The 19595-nt window shown below is 31.5% G+C and carries 17 protein-coding genes and 3 tRNA genes; 13 read left to right on the top strand and 7 right to left on the bottom strand.

The window, feature by feature from the left end:
- The first annotated feature begins 20 nt into the window (after nt 1-20).
- The 5 genes from V9L05_RS08830 (at nt 21) to V9L05_RS08850 (ending at nt 4707) form a co-directional block, all read left to right on the top strand.
- Nucleotides 21-281, top strand: a complete 261-nt coding sequence (locus tag V9L05_RS08830; RefSeq protein ID WP_338793654.1) for a DUF3098 domain-containing protein — start codon at nt 21-23, stop codon at nt 279-281.
- 36 nt (nt 282-317) lie between these two features.
- Complete coding sequence (locus V9L05_RS08835; RefSeq protein ID WP_338815189.1) at nt 318-1415, top strand: CapA family protein; 1098 nt, start codon at nt 318-320, stop codon at nt 1413-1415.
- Nucleotides 1416-1484: 69 nt separating this feature from the next.
- Nucleotides 1485-2228, top strand: a complete 744-nt coding sequence (locus V9L05_RS08840; protein WP_338793652.1) for a tetratricopeptide repeat protein — start codon at nt 1485-1487, stop codon at nt 2226-2228.
- Nucleotides 2229-2289: 61 nt separating this feature from the next.
- Nucleotides 2290-4017, top strand: a complete 1728-nt coding sequence (locus tag V9L05_RS08845) for a hypothetical protein (protein WP_338815190.1) — start codon at nt 2290-2292, stop codon at nt 4015-4017.
- 129 nt (nt 4018-4146) lie between these two features.
- On the top strand, nt 4147-4707 hold the full coding sequence (locus tag V9L05_RS08850) for a hypothetical protein (protein ID WP_338793649.1): 561 nt from the start codon (nt 4147-4149) through the stop codon (nt 4705-4707).
- 99 nt (nt 4708-4806) lie between these two features.
- On the opposite strand, the gene V9L05_RS08855 is transcribed toward V9L05_RS08850, so the two are convergent.
- Both V9L05_RS08855 and V9L05_RS08860 read right to left on the bottom strand, forming a co-directional pair.
- On the bottom strand, nt 4807-6066 hold the full coding sequence (locus tag V9L05_RS08855) for an acyl-CoA dehydrogenase family protein (protein WP_338815191.1): 1260 nt from the start codon (nt 6064-6066) through the stop codon (nt 4807-4809).
- Between the two features lie 218 nt (nt 6067-6284).
- Nucleotides 6285-7172, bottom strand: coding sequence for a transglutaminase-like domain-containing protein (locus tag V9L05_RS08860; protein ID WP_338793646.1), 888 nt, complete (start codon nt 7170-7172; stop codon nt 6285-6287).
- Between the two features lie 172 nt (nt 7173-7344).
- Between V9L05_RS08860 and V9L05_RS08865 the strand changes: the two genes are divergently transcribed.
- Nucleotides 7345-9204 (top strand): hypothetical protein, encoded by a 1860-nt coding sequence (locus V9L05_RS08865; RefSeq protein ID WP_338815192.1) that lies wholly within the window; start codon nt 7345-7347, stop codon nt 9202-9204.
- A gap of 168 nt (nt 9205-9372) precedes the next feature.
- Here V9L05_RS08865 and V9L05_RS08870 read toward each other — a convergent pair whose 3' ends face one another.
- The 4 genes from V9L05_RS08870 to V9L05_RS08885 all read right to left on the bottom strand — a co-directional run bounded on the left by V9L05_RS08870 (nt 9373) and on the right by V9L05_RS08885 (nt 10865).
- Entirely contained in the window at nt 9373-10416 is a 1044-nt protein-coding gene (locus V9L05_RS08870) for a M28 family peptidase (RefSeq protein WP_338815193.1), read from the bottom strand.
- A 129-nt stretch (nt 10417-10545) separates the two neighbouring features.
- Nucleotides 10546-10618 (bottom strand) — tRNA-Lys (locus V9L05_RS08875).
- 36 nt (nt 10619-10654) lie between these two features.
- Nucleotides 10655-10737: transfer RNA gene (locus V9L05_RS08880), tRNA-Leu, on the bottom strand.
- A gap of 55 nt (nt 10738-10792) precedes the next feature.
- Nucleotides 10793-10865: transfer RNA gene (locus V9L05_RS08885), tRNA-Lys, on the bottom strand.
- 227 nt (nt 10866-11092) lie between these two features.
- Here V9L05_RS08885 and V9L05_RS08890 point away from each other — a divergent pair.
- From V9L05_RS08890 to V9L05_RS08900, 3 genes are all read left to right on the top strand, one after another.
- Nucleotides 11093-11863: an SH3 domain-containing protein gene (locus V9L05_RS08890; protein ID WP_338793643.1), complete on the top strand. Its 771-nt coding sequence runs from the start codon at nt 11093-11095 to the stop codon at nt 11861-11863.
- A gap of 56 nt (nt 11864-11919) precedes the next feature.
- A complete protein-coding gene (locus V9L05_RS08895; protein ID WP_338793642.1) occupies nt 11920-12456 on the top strand; it encodes an NAD(P)H-dependent oxidoreductase in 537 nt (178 codons plus the stop codon).
- Between the two features lie 90 nt (nt 12457-12546).
- Nucleotides 12547-13341, top strand: coding sequence for a hypothetical protein (locus tag V9L05_RS08900; RefSeq protein ID WP_338815194.1), 795 nt, complete (start codon nt 12547-12549; stop codon nt 13339-13341).
- 111 nt (nt 13342-13452) lie between these two features.
- Here the strand turns inward: V9L05_RS08900 and V9L05_RS08905 are convergent, their stop codons facing one another.
- Nucleotides 13453-15036 (bottom strand): hypothetical protein, encoded by a 1584-nt coding sequence (locus V9L05_RS08905; RefSeq protein WP_338815195.1) that lies wholly within the window; start codon nt 15034-15036, stop codon nt 13453-13455.
- A 325-nt stretch (nt 15037-15361) separates the two neighbouring features.
- Here V9L05_RS08905 and V9L05_RS08910 point away from each other — a divergent pair, with 325 nt between their 5' ends.
- The 4 genes from V9L05_RS08910 (at nt 15362) to nusB (ending at nt 19498) form a co-directional block, all read left to right on the top strand.
- Nucleotides 15362-16636 carry a patatin-like phospholipase family protein gene (locus V9L05_RS08910; RefSeq protein ID WP_338815197.1) on the top strand — a complete coding sequence of 425 codons (1275 nt, stop codon included), beginning with the start codon at nt 15362-15364 and terminating at the stop codon, nt 16634-16636.
- Nucleotides 16637-16766: 130 nt separating this feature from the next.
- A complete protein-coding gene (locus V9L05_RS08915) occupies nt 16767-17579 on the top strand; it encodes a sulfite exporter TauE/SafE family protein (protein WP_338815198.1) in 813 nt (270 codons plus the stop codon).
- A 107-nt stretch (nt 17580-17686) separates the two neighbouring features.
- Nucleotides 17687-18088 (top strand): hypothetical protein, encoded by a 402-nt coding sequence (locus V9L05_RS08920; protein ID WP_338793631.1) that lies wholly within the window; start codon nt 17687-17689, stop codon nt 18086-18088.
- Between the two features lie 237 nt (nt 18089-18325).
- Nucleotides 18326-19498 (top strand): transcription antitermination factor NusB, encoded by a 1173-nt coding sequence (nusB, locus tag V9L05_RS08925; protein ID WP_338815199.1) that lies wholly within the window; start codon nt 18326-18328, stop codon nt 19496-19498.
- The last annotated feature ends 97 nt before the right edge of the window (nt 19499-19595 follow it).

Genomic DNA, 19595 nt, shown 5'->3' on the forward strand with positions numbered 1-19595 from the left:
CTTAATTCTAAATTTATATTATGGAATATCAAAAACCTGACCCTAACAAAAAACCTATTCATAAGGTAGAAAATATACAAAACCCTGCTTTTGCTTTCGAAAAAATCAATTATATCATGATGATTGCTGGAGTAGTTATTATTACACTAGGCTTTACCATTATGGCAATGGAAGATGCAAAACATGGCTTCGGATTTTTAGGACTTACACTAGGACCTATTGTCACTTTTGCTGGTTTTATGTTCGAAATCTTTGCGATTCTTTATAAAAAGAAAAAATGATTTTTGAAACACAGAGTTCATAGAGAAAATCGAGAAATGAAACCTGATAAAGCAGCAAAGCTAAATATCTTTTTCAAATACTTTTTACATAAATACTTTGTAATTTTATTTTTAGGTCTATTTCTCTGTTTTTCTTGTCAGAATTCTGATAAAAATAAACCAATAAGGTTACTTTTTGGTGGAGATATTTTATTGGATAGAGGAGTGCAAATAGAAATAGAAAAAAAAGGAATTGTTTCGCTCTTCGATAGTGTGCAATCTGTTTTTTCTGAATATGATTTTATTTCGGCAAATTTGGAATGTCCACTGACAGATGAAATTTCGCCTATTCCTAAGCGTTTTAGTTTTCGTGCGCCTACTACTTATGCAGATTCTCTCAAAAAAGCAGGTTTTACACATTTGTTTTTAGCAAACAATCACACCAACGACCATCATAGAAAAGGACTTTCAAACACGTTTAATTCTCTCAAAAAAGCTGGAATTATAGGAATTGGATATGGAGAAACACATTCTGAAAGTTGTGAGCCTGTTTTTATAGAAAGAAATAATCAAAAAGTTGCAATTTTTTCAATTGTCAGAGTTCCTTTAGAAAATTGGTTTCGAATGGAAGATAAGCCTTCTATTTGCCAGTTATCAACACAAGAATTAGTACAAAAAATAAAAGAATTACGAGCAAAAGAACCTCAAACAATTATTATTATTTCGCTGCATTGGGGAACAGAATATAAATTTTCGCCAAAAGCAGAGCAACGGAAAGAAGCTCATTTGCTCACTCTAGCAGGTGCAGATGCTATTATTGGGCATCACCCACACGTAACACAAAGCATAGAGTTTGTAAACCAAAAACCTGTTTTTTATAGCTTAGGCAATTTTGTTTTTGACCAAGAAGGAGAATTTAGAGATAGGTGTATTTTAGTTGGTTTTGAAATTCAAAGTCAAAAAATAAATACTATTTCCCTTTATCCTCTGCAAATCAAAAATTCTGTTCCTCAATTTTTTTCAAATTTGGATAAAGATTCGGCAGAAAAATCTATCTTTGAAAATCAATTAAAAAAAATATCTAAAACTGTTCGTTTCGAAGAATACGAAAATGACTTGCTGCCTATTTCTGGATTTTTGATATATAAAAAGTAATATTCTTTTGCTAACACTCTAATAATCAAACCATATTATTTCAATTATTTCTCTCAAAAAAGTCTTCTTATGAAATTTATATTCATTTTATTATTTAGTTTTTCTCTTTCAACTTGCTTTGCTCAACCTCAAAGTATTGATGAAAAAACAAATAGTTCATCAAAAGATATAGATTATAAAGCAATAGCAGAAGTACCAAAAGAAGATTTGAAACAAATAATTGATGGAGTTTTATATCGTGAACTTGCTCTCAAGAGTTTTAATGAAAGTGACTATCAAAAAGCACTTACTTATTTAGATGTATCATATAATTTATTAAAAAAATACAAACCTAATCGTTTTTTGAGTAAAGTTCATTTTCTCTATGCTCGTATATATTCAAATCAAGGAAATAGCAAAAAAGCCATTTCAGAATTGAAGAAAAGCCTAAAATACAACAATATGCTCTTTGAAGTTCAGACAACCCTCTCTTATGAATATTTACAAATATCAAAAAATAAAAAAGCCCTCAAAGCAGCACGAAAAGCCCTTGAAATAAATCCTAAATCAGCTTATGCATACAATAATGCAGGTCTTGCTTTGATTAGACTCAAAAAACATGAGGAAGGAAAAAAAATGATTATGTCTTCTTTATATTTAAAAGAAAATAATCCTTATACCTACAAAAATTTATTTTATTACTATTTTGCTACTAATAACTTAGAAAAAGCTTGTGAATCTCTACAAAAAGCTAAAAGTTTAGGTTACAAAGAATTTGGAAATGAATCTGACCAAAATGAAGTAGAAGAATTAATTAAAAAACATTGTAAATAGAATCTTATAAAAAAGTAATTACCTAATGAAGATTTATTATCCCTTTTTTCTTATTATAACATTGAGTTGTTTAGTTTTTACTGCTCAATCTAGTTTTGCACAAACAAACACTTCTAGTTTTGTTCCTTATCAAACAGATTATTATCACCTTTTGAAACGCTATGAAATAAAACGAGGTAAATTTTTTCAGCCTTTTCATAGCTCAACACTTCCAATTTCTCGCTATAACATTGCACTTTTTGCTGACTCGTTGGCAAATGATAGTACAAAATTTCTATCTCAATCTGATAAATTCAATATCAATTATTTACTTACTGATAACTATGAGTTTACTAAAAAAGATAGTGTAAAACAGAAAGGAATTTTGAAATATTTCTATAAAAGAAAACCTGATTTTCTTTCATTTCTGAATGATAATTATGATATGAAATTGGAAAAAGGGCAGTTTGATTTTGTCATTCGTGCCAATCCAATTTTACATTTAGGAGTTGGAAAGGATAATACAAGAGATGAAATGCTTACTTTAAACACTAGAGGTGCAGAAGTACATGGTGTGGTGGCTCGTCGTATTGGTTTTTATGCTTCTGTAACCGAAACACAGGCTATTTTTCCCCGTTATGTACAGAACTTAATTGATTCACTTAGTCCTGATCGTTCTTTAGAAAATTTTGTAGTTCCGAATGAAGCCTTTGCAAAACCATTTAAAGAAAATGGTGTAGATTTTTTGAGAGCAACAGGTTATATTACTTTTAATGTAGCAAAAGTAGTGGATGTACAGTTTGGACAGGATAAAAATTTTATTGGAAATGGCTATCGTTCGCTTGTTTTATCAGATTTTGCAGCACCTCATTTATTTTTGAAACTTCAAACTAAGTTTTGGAAAATCAATTATACCAATCTTTATACACAAATGGTGGCTGATGTGCAGCGTGCAAATTCATTATATCCTAAAAAATACGTTATTTATCATCATTTGAGTATAGATTTTTCTAAGAAATTTAATTTAGGTATTTTTGAAAGTGTAGCTTATGGGCGAAAAGACCAAGGACAGAATGATACTTTTGATTTGACATATCTAAATCCTTTTATTTTTTATCGTGCTGTTGAACAAGGAATTGGAAGTATAGATAATGCACTTGTTGGCGCAGATTTTAAATGGCTTGCTTTAAAAGATTTTCAACTTTATGGACAGTTTGTATTGGATGAGTTGAAGGTAGGAGAATTGATAGATAATAATGGATGGTGGGGAAATAAATATGGTATTCAGTTGGGCTTGAATTATATCGATGTAGCAAATATCAAGAATTTGGACTTGCAGATGGAAACAAATATTGTACGTCCTTATACCTACACACACTCTTCTGATGAGCAGCTTTCTAATTTCGTGAATTACAGACAACCTCTTGCACATCCTTTAGGAGCTAATTTTATGGAGTTTTTGGGAATTTTGCGTTATCAACCTATTCCAAGACTTAATCTTACAGGTAAATTTATTTATGCCAAAACTGGAGAAGATTCGAATGGCAGTAACTGGGGAGGTAATCTTCTTATCTCAAATGAAGATGTAGATGATACCAATGAATATGGAAATACAATTGGACAAGGCGTAGAAACAAGCATTTTGTTTGGTCGTCTGACAGCAACTTATCAGCTTTATCACAATCTTTTTTTAGATGCTGATGTCATTCAGAGAAACAAAACATCTGCAATTGTAGCTAGAGATTTGAGTTCGACAGTTTTTTCAGTAGGGCTACGTTTGAATATTGGGCAGCGTTTGTATGAGTTTTAAAAAAGTAAAATGCTTGAAAAACAACATTTTATTACTAAATGAAGTTAATTAACTATGTGTTTTCTATCGAAAAAGAGAAAATATATTTTTAAATAGTAATTTTACAATATTCACCAGCCTATTATGAAAATGAATAATTTACTTTACCCCATAAAAAACTATTTGGTTAGTCGTAAGAATAGAAAAGTCCGTCCTTCGACTTCCAAGCATCAAACGTTGCCTTATGAAGAGGCAAAGAGTTTTGGCATTTTATTGCAAATAGAAAGTGCAGAAGATGCAAAACAAATCAGTCCAATAATAGAAAAACTTCAAAAAGACAATAAAAAAGTAGAAGTTATTTTATTTCAAACCAAAAAAGTAAAAGAAGAACTACAAGTTTCGTATCGCTTTTTTTTGGTTCATCCAGAGCAAATGGATTGGAGTGGAAATATGGATGTAGTGGCAGTACAAAAATTTATCTCAGCAGAATTTGATTATCTTTTCTGTATCAGTAATCATAATGTAGCTCTTTTTGAAAGAATACTTTTGCTTAGTCAAGCCAAATGTAGAGTAGGAGCGCATATTGTTGGAAAAGAATTTTTATATGAATGGATGGTTTTTAGAGAAGAGCAAAATACGCTTTCTAGTTTAGCCAAAAATATGTTTGATTCGGTTAGTAAAATTCAAAATACAAATGCTGTTTTGGCATAAAAACAAAAACCTATTTGATAATTTTCTATCAAATAGGTTTTTTTATATAATCTTGAATAAATTGCTATTGTTGTATTCTCACCAACAACCTAATTACCTTTATTCAAATGCAGGAATTCCAGTAATTTCTCTTCCTAAGATAAGCAAATGAATATCGTGTGTTCCTTCATAAGTCAAGACAGATTCAAGGTTTGCCATGTGGCGCATAATTGGATATTCTCCTGTAATTCCCATTCCACCCAAAATCTGACGAGCTTCTCTAGCAATATTGATAGCAATTTCTACATTATTACGTTTTGCCATCGAAATTTGTGCTGTTGTTGCTTTTCCTTCATTCATTAAAGTTCCTAATCTCCAACTCAAAAGCTGTGCTTTAGTGATTTCGGTAAGCATTTCAGCTAATTTTTTCTGAATCAATTGGAAAGAAGCGATAGGTTTGCCAAATTGAATACGCTCTCCAGCATAACGACGAGCTGTATCATAACAATCCATTGCAGCACCCAAAGCACCCCAAGAAATGCCATAACGAGCCGAATCCAGACACATCATTGGTGCGCCCAAACCATCTTTATTTGGTAATAAATTTTCTTTAGGAATTTTTACATTATCAAAAACAAGTTCGCCTGTAACACTTGCACGAAGAGACCATTTGTCTTTAATAACTGGAGCAGAAAAACCTTCCATTCCTTTTTCCACAATTACACCTTTGATACGTCCTTCTTCATTTTTTGCCCAAACAACAGCAATATCAGCCTCAGGAGAATTTGTAATCCACATTTTTGAGCCATTCAAAAGATAATGGTCTCCCATGTCTTTTATGTTTGTAAGCATTCCAGAAGGATTAGAACCATGATTTGGTTCTGTAAGTCCAAAACAGCCTAGCCATTCGCCAGTAGCTAATTTTGGTAAGTATTTTTTGCGTTGTTCTTCATTTCCAAATTTATAAATTGGATACATAACAAGTGAAGATTGTACAGAAGCCATCGAACGCATTCCTGAATCGCCACGTTCTACTTCTTGCATAATCAAACCATACGAAATATAATCCATTCCACCTCCTCCATACTCAGTAGGAATAGAAGGTCCAAAACAACCCATTTCACCAAATTTAGGTACTAACCAGTTTGGGAAAATATGCTTGTCTGCACATTCTTCAATGATAGGAGAAATATCTTTTTTGATAAATTCACGAACTGAATCACGAATCAATTTTTGTTCTTCAGTAAGAAGTGAATCTAAAGCATAAAAATCTGGAGAAACGAATTCGTCGTTTACATTTTTTGGAGTAATGCTAGATTTTTCAGACGGTGTGTATTGTCCGTTTTTTTGTGTTTTATTGTGTTCGATAGTTGTGTTCATTCTTATTTTTATATTTTTGAATTGATTTCTTTTTCTTATAAGGATACAGATTAAATTCTGTAGTATATTTTTGCACTCTTAAAGAATACATTAGATTTATTTTGCAAAAATACGTATTTCTTTATAAAAACTATGTTTTAATATAGATAATGTTTTGTGAAACAAAAAGTTTTAATTGATTGAATTTCAGTTTGTTATAGTCAGCTTACAAGATTGTTTTATTCTCTATTGCTTACAACCTCTCCCAAAATGCCCAATAGTTCTATCAGTTCTGGAATTTTTTCACCTTGCGCTGCGTGTTCGAAAGATTGCATCAAATTATGAATCATTCTACGAAGAATGGCTAAATTGTCACAAGGAGAGTAAAAAACATCACTTTTGGGAAGTTTGAGTTGTTTGAGGTAATTATCAATATCTTGTTTCGAAAAAATAACTCCTCTATTAAATACATTGATATAAAAATCTAGTTCATCACTTTTATAAATCAAGACAAACAAATTGGGAAGGTTTACACCAAAAATAGGAAGTTTGAGTTTTTGAGCAATCAACATATATACAGTTGCCAAACTAAGAGGGTTTCCTTTTTTTGATTCCAAAACTTGATTTATCATCGAATTATTAACTGAATGAAAATTATTTACATTGGCTTTAAAAGCTAGTTTTTCAAAAAAAACACTATTCAATCTTCTTACTTGGTCAATTGGATGTTCTACATTTTGGAAAGCCACCCATGTTTCAAAATAAAGTTGTTCTATCTTTAGTTGAAGTTCATCAAAACGCAAATCTGGATATTGATAGGTTGCCAAAATCCACAATCCTTTTAATAAATCGTCTTGCTCATTTTCGTACCATTTTTGCAGCTTTTCTTTCAAAATATCAAACTGCAATGTATGTAAAATATCTTCTATTCTACGTTGTAATGTTGGATTAAAACTGCTCGTCCAAGAGTCTTCTAAGAGAGGAATAATTGATTGTCCGATAGACAAGATTTTGTTTTCTACGTGTTCTAAAATTTGAGCATCGTCATCTTCTAAAAGAGAAATTAGAGCTTTTAATTCCTTTTCATCTAATTTTTTGTTTACCGAATCTTCATTTTGTTCTTTCATATATTTATGTCTGCTTCATTTTATTTTTTTTAATTTCACTAAGTGAATAACTTACCAAATTTTATTTTGTTATTGCTTTACTGATACACAAACAAACTTGGTTTCCAAAAAATGCAATGTCGGTATCTCACTGACGAATCCAACCTTCAGACAGTCAAATTATCCTAATCTTATGAATACTTGTTTTACAGATTTAAAGTTTTCTATTACTTTATTTATTTTTTTAGTAATCTTTAGTGTAGGAAAAGTAGCTGCTCAGGTTGAGCTTGTTGTTTCTTATCAAAATTCTTTTGAAAAAAAATTACCTGCTGTTAGTATTCCTAAAACATTAAAATCACTTTCAGAGCTAAAAGCATTGTCTACCAATCTAATTCAAAATCTACACAATGAAGGATATTGGAATGCAAAACTACTTCCCTTTGCTATTGATAGCCTTGATAAATCAAATTCTAAAAAGAGAATAGAATTTATTATTGATTTGGGCAAGCAATCTTTTTGGAAGGAATTAAAGACCAACTCAATTCCTAATTTAATAAAAAGAAATGTTATTTCAGATTTTGAAAAAAAGGATTTTCTAAAAAAACTTTCAAAAAATGATACAAATGTTCCTGTAAAAACTCAAGATATAAAAAAATTACAAGAAGCTATCCTTACTTATGCCGAAAATAATGGTTGTCCAATGGCAAGAACAAATTTAGATAGTGCCGAGATTATCGAAACTGAAAAACGTCTTTATTTTTCTGCAAATCTGACTTATCAAAGTGGTTCATTTATTCAGTTTGATTCATTAATTATTGATGGAGATGCAAAAATAAAAAAAGATTTTTTGATGAATTATTTACATATTCAACAAGGCAAAATCTATCAAGAAAATAATGTCAAAAATGCAGTTCGATTGCTCAAAACAATGCCTTATCTAAAACTAAATGGCAAACCAAAGGTAGAATTTAGATACGATAGAGCTTATTTAAGACTTCCTTTAAAAAGAGTAAAAAGCAGTCAGTTTGATGGTGTAATTGGTTTTTTACCCAAAAGTCAGTCAGCAGCAAGTTCTTCAAGTTCAAAGGGTTCTAATTTACTTCTGACAGGGCAAGTAAAATTAAATCTTATCAATCCGTTTGGAGCAGGAAAAACAATTGCTTTTGAATGGCAAAGAATTCGCCCAGAATCTCAAACTCTATATGCAAATTATCAGCATCCTAATTTTTTAAAGACTAATCTTGAGATTGGTGGAATATTTAATTTTATCAAAGAAGATTCTACTTTTAGTATTGTCGAAAGACGTGCTAACATAGCTTATCCGAGTGCAAAGTTTGGCAAAATAGGTTTTTTTACTTCTCTTCTTACAACTACACGTACAGGAATTATCAGAAATGCAGATACAGCCAACGTGCCGACAGCAGACAGTCGTTTTTGGCACTATGGAATTTCACATTCTTACAATACCTTAGATGATGTTTACTTTCCACGAAAAGGCTTTCAAATTATTACTGAAATATCGACAGGAAATAAGACATTTACAGATTCACTTAGTAGAAGCAGAATATCAGATACACAAAACCCAAATGCAGAAAATGATTTTAAAAGCCCTCAATTAAAGTTTATATCAGAAATGAATCTATTTTTCAAAGTTAATAAACTATCTTCTCTTCGACTCAAAACACAGATTCAGTTTATAGAAAGTAAAAATTTATTTTTGAATGAACTTTTAAGAGTGGGAGGATTACAAAATCTTCGTGGCTTCGATCCAAATAGTTTTTTTGTTTCTCGGTATGGACTGTTAGGAGCAGAATGGCATTTTTATTTCGAAGAGCGTTCGTATTTGATGGCTTTTGCAGAGCAAGCAGTTGTTCGTGCGCACACTCGTCGGAATGAGGTGTACTTAGATTTACCTACTTCGGCAGGTGCAGGAATTAGTTTTGCTACCAAAACAGGTATTTTCTATTTTATTTATGCGATGGGAAATTCAAAGACACAGGCTGTTTCAGTGATTAACTCAAAAATTCACTTTGGTTTGATTAGCCAGTTTTAAAAAAAATCTAATAAAAAAACAGATAATCAATCAAATTGATTACCTGCTTTCTGTTGGACGGTAATAGTTTAGCAAAAGTACAAAAAACTTTGATTCTAATAAAGTAGAGTAACTATATACAAAAGTAGAAACGTGTTTCTTAATTTTTTTAGCTTCAAAACATAAATACTACTGTACTTTATTTTCCTCATTATAGATAACATGAGTTACTGTTTGCCCGACAGCTTTTAGAGTTTCTTTTCCAATAACATCCATATTATCATCATGTGTATGCCAATAAGTTCCAAAATATCCTTTTCCTTCTGTTGAGTATTCAATAATATCAATCATCGGAATTTGTGCTAATTGATTGACATAAACGTGGTCATCTGTAATGGCAGGAGCTTCTTGAAAAGGAAAAAATCCACCATACCCAATTCGGTGTGCCATATTCCAAACATTTTTCACCACAGATGGTGCTGTTTGCCTAGAATATCCTTCTTGAGCAAATTTTGCATTTTTTGCGCCCGCCATATCCAATAAAATTCCGTAATAGGCTGTATAATTTGCAGGCATTCTATTTTTGCCCCAATGTTGAGAACCCAAACAGTATGAATCTTGTGTATTGTTTCCATAATCTTCTAAATCAAAGAAAATCATATCAATTCCTACTTGTGGTTGTTCGGTAGAAACAGATAAAGTACGAGCAATCTCCAATAAAATACCTACTCCACTTCCTCCATCATTTGCTCCTAAAATAGGCTCGTCTTTACGTTCGTCGTCTTGGTCTGCAAAAGGACGAGTGTCCCAGTGAGCTGCCAGCAAAACACGTTTTTTAACACTTGGATTAAATGAAGCAATAATATTACGACCTGAGAGCATTTTACCATCAAAAGAAGTAGCTGTAAAGTTCTGAACCTGAACATTTATTTTATCAAATCCCTTGAGTTTATTTATAATATAATCTCCTGTTTCTTGGTGTGCTTCACTATTTGGAAAACGTGCGCCAAAAGCTACTTGTTCTTCTATGAAATGATAAGCAGAGTCTTGATTGAAATTAGGAACAGGTAAAAGAGGTTTTTCTTGAACTGTATTTGTGTTTTTTATAGGCTTTTCAGTAGTAGAAGTTCCATTACAAGAAACAAAACTCAATATTCCTATTCCGATTAATGATAGAAATAAAAAAGATGAGAATATAGCACGTAAAAAATGTGAATAGTTAGGAGAAGACATAAAACTATATTTTTTGATAGAGTAAAAAGGCAAAACAAAAACTAAAGGTAGCCATTTTTGATAAATTTATTTCAGAAAAGAACATAAAAAAAGCCATACAACAAAATTGTATGGCTTTACTAATTAGAGTGATCCCGCTGGGGTTCGAACCCAGGACCCCAACATTAAAAGTGTTGTGCTCTACCAGCTGAGCTACGGAATCAAAACAAATTATCAACTTAATTACTAAATCTTTACGTGCTCACGGAGCGATTCGAACGCTCACACACATAGTGCACCACCCCCTCAAGATGGCGTGTCTACCAATTCCACCACGTGAGCAAAAACTAATTTCACTTTAAAAGCAATCTAAAATAAAATCAGTTTTTACGATAAGTGATCCCGCTGGGGTTCGAACCCAGGACCCCAACATTAAAAGTGTTGTGCTCTACCAGCTGAGCTACGGAATCAGATTTACAAATCTTTAATGAATTTGAAAACGAATAAATTTTTGTTTTGATAGTTGAACGAACAACAGATTGAAATTATAAATAGTTCAAAATATCTTTAAACTATTTTTAAACTGAATTATTTCAACTTATATTTGTTCCTAAATCATCTCAAAAACCATTTAAAATTCAATAAAAATTGAGAGGCGTTTCCCTCAAATGCGTTGCAAAGGTAATACAATAATTTTATGATGCAAAATAATAATACAAAAAAAAGCAAAAGTATTCAGTTTTTCTATAAAGGCATTTTTGTTTTTTGTCTTTTAGTAGGATTTATTAGTATTTCTTTTAGAAGTCAGGCTCAAAATGAAAAATTTCTCAAACAAGGTGATTCTTTATTTAATTCTGGAGCTTATGTAGAAGCTCTTCTGCTCTACGAACATTTATTAAATAAGGGCAAAGAATTTAGTCCTCAAATGCTTTTGAGGATGGCTTTTGTAGAAGAAAGTAAAAATAATTATCCTAAAGCTCTTTATTATCTCAATCTTCATTACAGAGTTAGTCCTGATAAGCAAGTTTTGAGAAAACTAGAAGAGCTTGCCCAAACTCATCAGTTAGAAGGGTATCAATATACAGATAAAACCTATTTTTTGTCACTTTATGATTCGTATCGTTGGTATATTATTTCATTTTTTGGAGTTATTATTTTTATTATGGCTATTTGGCTTATTAGTAGAGTACGACAAGAAAGAACGATTGTGCCTCCATTAGCTGTTGGTTTTTCTGTTGTTGTTATTCTGCTTTTACTTCATAATTTTGCTACACAGCGTACTTTAGGTATTATTCAGAATGATTATACTACTTTTGTTGAAAATCCATCGGCTGCTTCTCCTGTTTTGAAGGTGGTCAAGAAAGGAAATCGCTATCAAATTTTGGATAAAGAAGATTCTTGGTATAAAGTAACAATAGACAATCAGACTGGTTATGTACGTCTGCACAATACTTTAGTCGTTCAGTAAAACAATGAATTAAATATAATTAGACTTTAAAATTTATATCCACAACCAAAAAATAAATGACAACTATTATCTCTGGAACAAATAGAAAAGACTCTGTAACTTATCAAATGGCTCTTCTATATCAAAGAAAACTCAAAGAAAAAGGTGTTCATGCTACTATAATTGACTTGAAAGAACTTCCTCATGATTTTACTTTTTCGGCTCTTTATGAAAATACAGGAAAAAATGAAGGTTTCAATAGGCTTATTTCTCCTCTAAAAGATTCTACAAAACTAATTGTTGTTACTCCAGAGTACAATGGTTCTTTCCCTGGTGTTATCAAATCATTTTTAGATGGATTAGAATTTCCTAATGGAGTAAAAGATAAGATGGTCGCTCTAGTTGGTCTTTCTTCGGGTTCGCAAGGTGCAGTTTTGGCAACAAGTCATTTAGCTGATATTTTTGGTTATTTGGGAGCAACTGTTTTGCCACTGCGTGCTAGAATGCCATTTATTGACAAACATTTCCAAAATGATGAAATTGTCAATGATAATGAGTATGCCAAATATAATGATTTGATAGATTTACAGATTGAAAAAATCATTGCTTTTTGATGTAGTATATGTATAACAGACTTCCCAGTCTGTTCGAAAAAAGTTCTATTTATTCAACAGACTGGGAAGTCTGTTATACATTAATCACTTATGCAAAAATTACCTTCAAAATTAGTATTTTCTCTTCTTAGTTGCTTTTTGATGCTTTTTATTTGTACAAACTTATCGTTTGGACAAATGGTAAAAGTGAAGAAAGAAAAAACTATTTCTCATTGGCAGCATCGTTTTACACTTGCTTTAGGAGCAGGAGAACAACTTGGTGCTGGTTCTTTGGGTTATGCTGCTATGTATGGCTTTGGAGAGTCACAGCGTTTTCGTATTGGAGCAGGAGTTCGGGTCAATTTGGTTTTGGGACTTACAGATAGTGTTCCTTATTGTTCCGAAAAGTATAAAGATAGTTCAGGTAATTCATATAGAGATTCTCTTTTGGTAGAAAAACCATTTTTAGGAAGTGCTAATTTGGGTTTTTATATGAGTTATGACATAAATGATAGATGGGAAATTGGAGCAAGTACCGATTTGGTCGGTTTTGGTTTTGGAAGTAAAAAAAATGCTTTTCTTATTAATTCTTTAACTAAAGATACACTTTCTACAGAGGCAGAAGTTCGTTCTTTAGTTCAACTTCCTAAAGTTAGAGGAACGCTTAATAATGAACTGTTTGTTGGTTACAAATTCAATCCTCGTTGGCGTTTGCGTGTGGGAATACAATATCTTCTGACAGAATATTTGACACCTGAAAAATTCTTTAACGATAATGATGAATATAGAAATAATGCGATTTTAGGTTTTATTGGAATTACTTTTACGCCTTTTAATAATGATGCTGTAAATTGTCCAAAATTCAAAAAAGAGAAAATTCATTATTTGAAAGAAGGGGAAATGTAGAAATAAAATTAGAGGTATGAAGTCAGAATAGAATACATATTCACAAACCTAGTTTACAAAAAAAAGGGAAAAGATTGAGCTTTTCCCTTTCTAATTTTGCAATAATAAAGACTACTTCCTCACATAAAACTGATACGAATAGGTAATCGTTTTTGATTCTCCTTTAGCTAGTTTCAATTCCCAAGTGACATCATTTACAGGATTGATAGCGTAATAATTGGGACGTTTTTTGGTTTCCCAATCTGAATCTGTTTTTAGCATTTCACCAATAATTGTACGACTTACTTTCAGATTTATTTCCTTGTCTTTATAATTCTTGACTTCAATGGTTGCTGTTGCTGTAACCAAATCATAGACAATTTTCTTTTTCTTAATATCAGTTTCTCTGTCTGTTTCTTGTTCGTTGTCTTTTACCATAATATCAGGTGCAACTGTCAGGCGCAACATTGTTTTTGAAGTTTTGGCTGTGTATTTTAGCATGTCTTGACTCAAAACTTGTGGCTCTGCTGTCGTACTTACAGTTCCTTCTTTTGTTTTTCTAGGTTGTGTAACCATTGCCGTTCCTGTTGTCCAAGGAAAACCAGTTGTATTTTTGAGTTCTAAAGAATGATAAACATCGTTTTTTTGTTCATTTTCTTGTTTATAAACTACATTATAACCATTGTTTTGAGGTAATTCTACTTCGTAAATATGTTTATAATCTACTTCTTCATTGAATAGAGAATATAAAGCTCGTCCACCTTTTGGCAGCGAAACACCTTTTCTAGTATAGAAAAATAAATCTTCTTGAGACTGCGTTTCTATTTCGTCTGTATTTCCTCCACCTCCAACAACATCCATATCCATCGATTCATAGTTCATAGATTGAGTAGTAATCATATTTGACATTGCTCCTTGTTGTCTCCTATATAAATTATTGCCAGAACCATTAAGCTGATTCAGAAATGATTCTAAGCTTTGATTAGAAACAAAAGGAGAAACCAATTTATCATACTTAAAATTTGGAACTCCAACCACTAAACTAAGTGTAGCATCTTTGATGTCTTCTGCATCGTTTACCAGTTCGGCACGTAAGACAATCTGTGCCTTTTTATCATCTTTTAAATGAACCAAATAAGAAGGCAACCAACCAATTCCACGTTGTAAATATGCCATTTCTACATTTTCTTGTGAAGAAGCGTTATCAATTTCTACTTCAATAATTCGCTGTTTTTCAGTAGGAGAATAGTCTATATTTGGTTTTTTTGTAAATGAAATTGATTTTATTTCATTCATAGAAATTGCCATAAAACCTACTTTTGGTTTTGTTGTTTCTAAGAAAATCATTCCAGTTTGTAAGTTTACATCTTGAATTTTGCCGACAATTTCAGTTTGATTTTCAGTATTGCCTTTTAAAGTCAATTCCACAGTTTGACCTACATTTCCATACAACATTTCAGGAAGGCTAGTTGATTTTTTACTCTCTGTACTTTCTTCGCTTTCATAGCTTTTTAGACTACTAATAGGTTTTCCATTGGTATAAAACCAAAACGTTCCGAAAAGAGCTTGAGGTAAAGATTTGATAATAAATTTTCCTTTCTGTTCTCCGTCTTTTTCAGCTTTCAGACTCATTGGGTTAAAGAAAAAGCCAGTTCCATTTTTAAAAACGGCTACTCGTTGTCCCTTATCATTATTTGTTTGAGAAAATCCTATCATAAAAGTAGAGGAAATAAAAAATAATAAAATACTAAAGATTATTGATTTGTGATACATAGACAATTATTGGGTTAAGATTAAAAAATAAAATACACTAGCCAGTACGGCGAGTTCTAAAAAATGATGCTTTTCTAGATTAAAATACATAAATAAAAAATAAAAGTTATGTTTTTTTAAATTTTTGTGAATGAGAACGTCTTGTATTTGCCTAAAGTAAACAAAATCTAATTTTATTTGTAGTTTTAGAATCCTTTTTACTTTCAAAATAGTCGTCTCATTTTGGATTATTATTTTATGTGTCTTTTCAGTATTCCTTATAAAAAACATGACAGCCGAAGATTTTACTCAGCACGACATTATTACCAATCTTATCAAACAACTCAAAAAAAAGGGTGTTCATCGCAAGATTTTCTCAGATGTTTTGGATGATGAAGGACATCAATATGTAGATTTGGTACAAGAAGGAGGTGGAGTTTTGGGAATTGCTTTGATTGGCTATGTACACGTTTTGGAACAAATGGGAATCCGTTTTTTGGGTTATGCAGGAACTTCTGTAGGAGCAATAAATACAATTTATATAGCTTCTCTTGGTGATAGAACCAAACTCAAAACTGACAAAATGATAGAACTAATTGCCAACAAAAATTTTATTGATTTTATTGATGGCGATGAAAATGCACGAGAATTTGCTATTGCAATTAGTGAAAATAATGGAGAGATTCATTGGAGTAAGTTAATATGGACAGGCGTAAAAGCATTTAGTAAATTATGGGAAGATTGGGGACTAAACCCAGGGACGCATTTTTACTATTGGTTTACAGAAGCCCTAGGAAAAGAAGGAATTTATACCTCAAAACATTTAGAGAAAGCTGTTGCTGATTTACCAAAATCGTTACGTATTCGCCAAGGTGTCAATCACACTATTGAAGGAGTAAAAGCATCTATTTCTATTATTGCGACTGACATTACAACCGAATCAAAGGTTATTTTTCCTGCTATGCGTTCGCTTTACTGGAAAAATAGTCATCTGATAAACCCTACTAACTTTGTACGTGCTTCTATGTCTATTCCTTTCTTTTTTACTCCTTTTAAAGTTACAGATATTCCAAATGGAAAAAAGGCACAAGAAAACTGGAAAAGTAGAGTTGCTTATAGAGGAGATATTCCAAAAGAAGTCTTTTTTGTAGATGGTGGAATTATTTCAAATTTCCCTGCTGATGTCTTTCATAAATCTCATGTGCCAAGACTGCCTTCTTTTGGAGTAAAACTAGGAACTGAAAGGCATCGCCCAAATGATATTTCAAATCCATTTATTTTTACTAGAGCAATTGTAGAGTCAATGCGACAAATTGCAGATTATAATTTTATTCTTCGAAACCCAGATTATCGTCAGCTTATCACTTGGATAGATATTGGAAGTCATAATTGGATAGATTTTACGCTTTCTGATGATGACAAATTAGATCTTTTTGTTCGTGGTGCAAAAGCAGCAGCTTATTTTTTAAAAACATTTGATTGGCAGAAATACAAAGACACTCGTGCAGCACAAAGTCCATATACCATTCTTCCTCCAAAAGATGATTTTAGTATTCCTTTTTAGAAAGTTAAGTTTTTCTTGTTTTTAACAATTTTTGGGCTTGAATTTGAGCTATTCAAATTGTATTCTCATAAATAAATAAAAATAGATTTTTTTCTTTAAAAAAAACAATAAAAAACAAGAATAATATAAAATGGAAGAGTTTTTAGGTTTTTTGATTGCTATTGTAGTCGGTTTTACGATGGGATTGTTAGGTGGTGGTGGTTCTATCTTGGCTGTTCCTATTTTTGTTTATGTTTTAAATATTGAAGCTGTTATTGCAACAGGATATTCACTTTTTGTGGTAGGTGCTGCTGCACTTGTAGGTGCATATAGATATTTTCAACAAAATTTAGTTAATCTGAAAATAGCTCTTGTTTTTGGTGCTCCTTCTTTGGTTATGGTTTATCTGACTCGGGCATACATTGTTCCTGCTTTGCCTGATCCCTTTCTGACTTTTGATCTTTTTATTCTTACCAAAAATGCAGCAATTGTAGTTTTCTTTGCTATTGTAATGTTGATTTCTTCCACCATAATGATTCGAAAGGGTGCAAGGCAACAAGAACAAAATCACATTCCAAAAGCTGTTTCGAATAAAGCCTTAAATATTCCAGTTTTGATTTTGGATGCTACTTTAGTGGGACTGATTGCTGGTTTGGTGGGTGCAGGAGGTGGATTTTTGATTGTTCCTTCACTTGTTTTTTTAGCTCGTATTCCGATGAAAGAAGCCATTGCAACATCTCTTTTTATTATTGCGATTAATTCACTTTTAGGTTTTTTGGGAGATTGGCAACACCATGAAATTGACTGGGCTTTTCTTCTTCCCTTTACAAGTTTTACTATTGTAGGAATTCTTTTAGGAACTCATTTTTGTAAATATGTTCCTGCTGCAAAGCTCAAACAAATTTTTGGTTATATGGTCTTAGTGATTGCTTTTTTTATTCTCTATAAAGAATTTATTCATTAAAAATATTCAATAAATCAGAATTTTATTTGCTGCTATTTTTATAGGAAACATAAAACAAGTAGTTTTGTGCAGTATATTTTTATAAATTAACCAAAAACTCATTTATTATGGAATACAGAATCGTAGCCCTAGACGTTTTAGAAGCTAATCTTATTGCACCTACTCAGAATTTACCAAAAGAAATTATTTTTCAATTTGATGTTAATTTAGAACATCGTTGGAATACAGATGATGAAATTCTTATTGTGGTTACTAATATTTCTATTTATACAAATGGAAAAGAAAATGTTCTTGCTAAGTTTAAAACCAATACGGTTTATAAAATAGAAGGATTATCAAATCATGTAGATGCAGCAAATAAAAAACTCAATCTACCAACAGATTTTATTTTAGATCTTAATGAAACTGCTATTTCTACTACTCGTGGTTCATTGTTCGCATTTTTGAAAGGAACTTATTTGCACAATGCTATTTTGCCAATCATCAATCAGACTATTCCTGTTCAATAAAAAACATAATTAATTGAGTAAAATAAGAATATCCTGATAAAATATCCTGACTAGGTTATCTCTACTCAAACATTTTTCGTACTTTTGTACGCTAATATATTATTTATACCGTTGGGAATTAATACAACAACAACGGTATAAATGAATAAACAGAGAAAAATGAACTTAGACAAATGATAGGAATAGCAAATGGCTATTCTTTTTCTTCACTCCTTTTGATACTTTCCATATACAAAAATGTTAAATCGTCGTATTCTACGCCTGAAAGCTATGCAGGCTTTGTATGCTTTAGAGCAAGCTCAACGTTCCAATTATCAATTAGCTTTGGACTATATCCATCAAAAATTTGAACCCAATCTTAATTCGATGGTCATTCCGACAGCCGAAGAAGTAGCTCAAAAAAGAAAATTAGGTAAAGAACTTTTCGAAGCAAATTATCAAAACGAAACTTTGGAAGCTAAAAGTGAACATGGAGATGTAGATTTGGCTGTTAGTGAAGCTATGCGCATGTATAATACCCAAATCCAAAAGGAAAGACGTTTCCAAAAACAAGAAATGGTAAGGAAAACAGAAGGAATTCATGACGATTATCTCAAACTACTCAAACTTCTTATGTCTTTGGCTGACCATTCAGAAGCCGATTACAATTCTCGTAAGGCAAGACAGTATTCTAAAGAAGTAGTCTTTGAATCAGAACTTCATTTTACAAATAATGCTCTAATAAAACATTTAATAGGGCATAAAGAACTACAAGAGCTATTGATAGGCTCAAACTGGGCAACAGAAAACATAAAACATTGGTTTAAACTTCTTAGAGAAGAAGAGTTTTATAAAAAATATCTAGCTATCAAACAACCTACTTTTTTAGAAGATAAAGAATTTATGATAAGTCTTACAAGAGATTTTATTATGCAAAATGAGGTTTTGGATGGCTTTTTCGACGAAAATGATATTTATTGGTCAGAAAATCGTAGTGTTCTTCGTAATATGCTTCTCAAAACGGTCAAAAATATAGAAGAAGAGAATGTTGTAAATAATACACCTGTGGAATTGTATTTGCTTTCACGTAACTGGGAAGACGACAAAGAATTTTTTGAAGAACTTTTTCAGAATACAGTTAATGAGAGCTTACAGAACGAACAACTTATTAGTGAACGACTCAAAAACTGGGATATCAATAGAGTTGCCATGACAGATACATTGATTTTGAAAATGGCAATTAGTGAAATGATACATTGTCCAAGTATTCCTGTAAAGGTTTCTATAAACGAATATGTAGAGTTAGCCAAAAACTATAGCACTCCCAAAAGTAAAGAGTTTGTAAATGGTATTTTGGATACACTTTCTGAATATTTGGTTAATGAAGGAAAAATTAAGAAAAGTGGACGTGGACTTTTGGATAATCAATAAAAATTGAAAAATACGTTTTCTTAAAACCAAAATCTGTTTTTTGTCAAACTAATACATCAAAAAATGCGTTAGTAGATTCAAATAACAAGGCTTACTA

The sequence above is a fragment of the Bernardetia sp. Wsw4-3y2 genome, assembly GCF_037126295.1.
In the GTDB taxonomy this organism is placed as follows: domain Bacteria; phylum Bacteroidota; class Bacteroidia; order Cytophagales; family Bernardetiaceae; genus Bernardetia.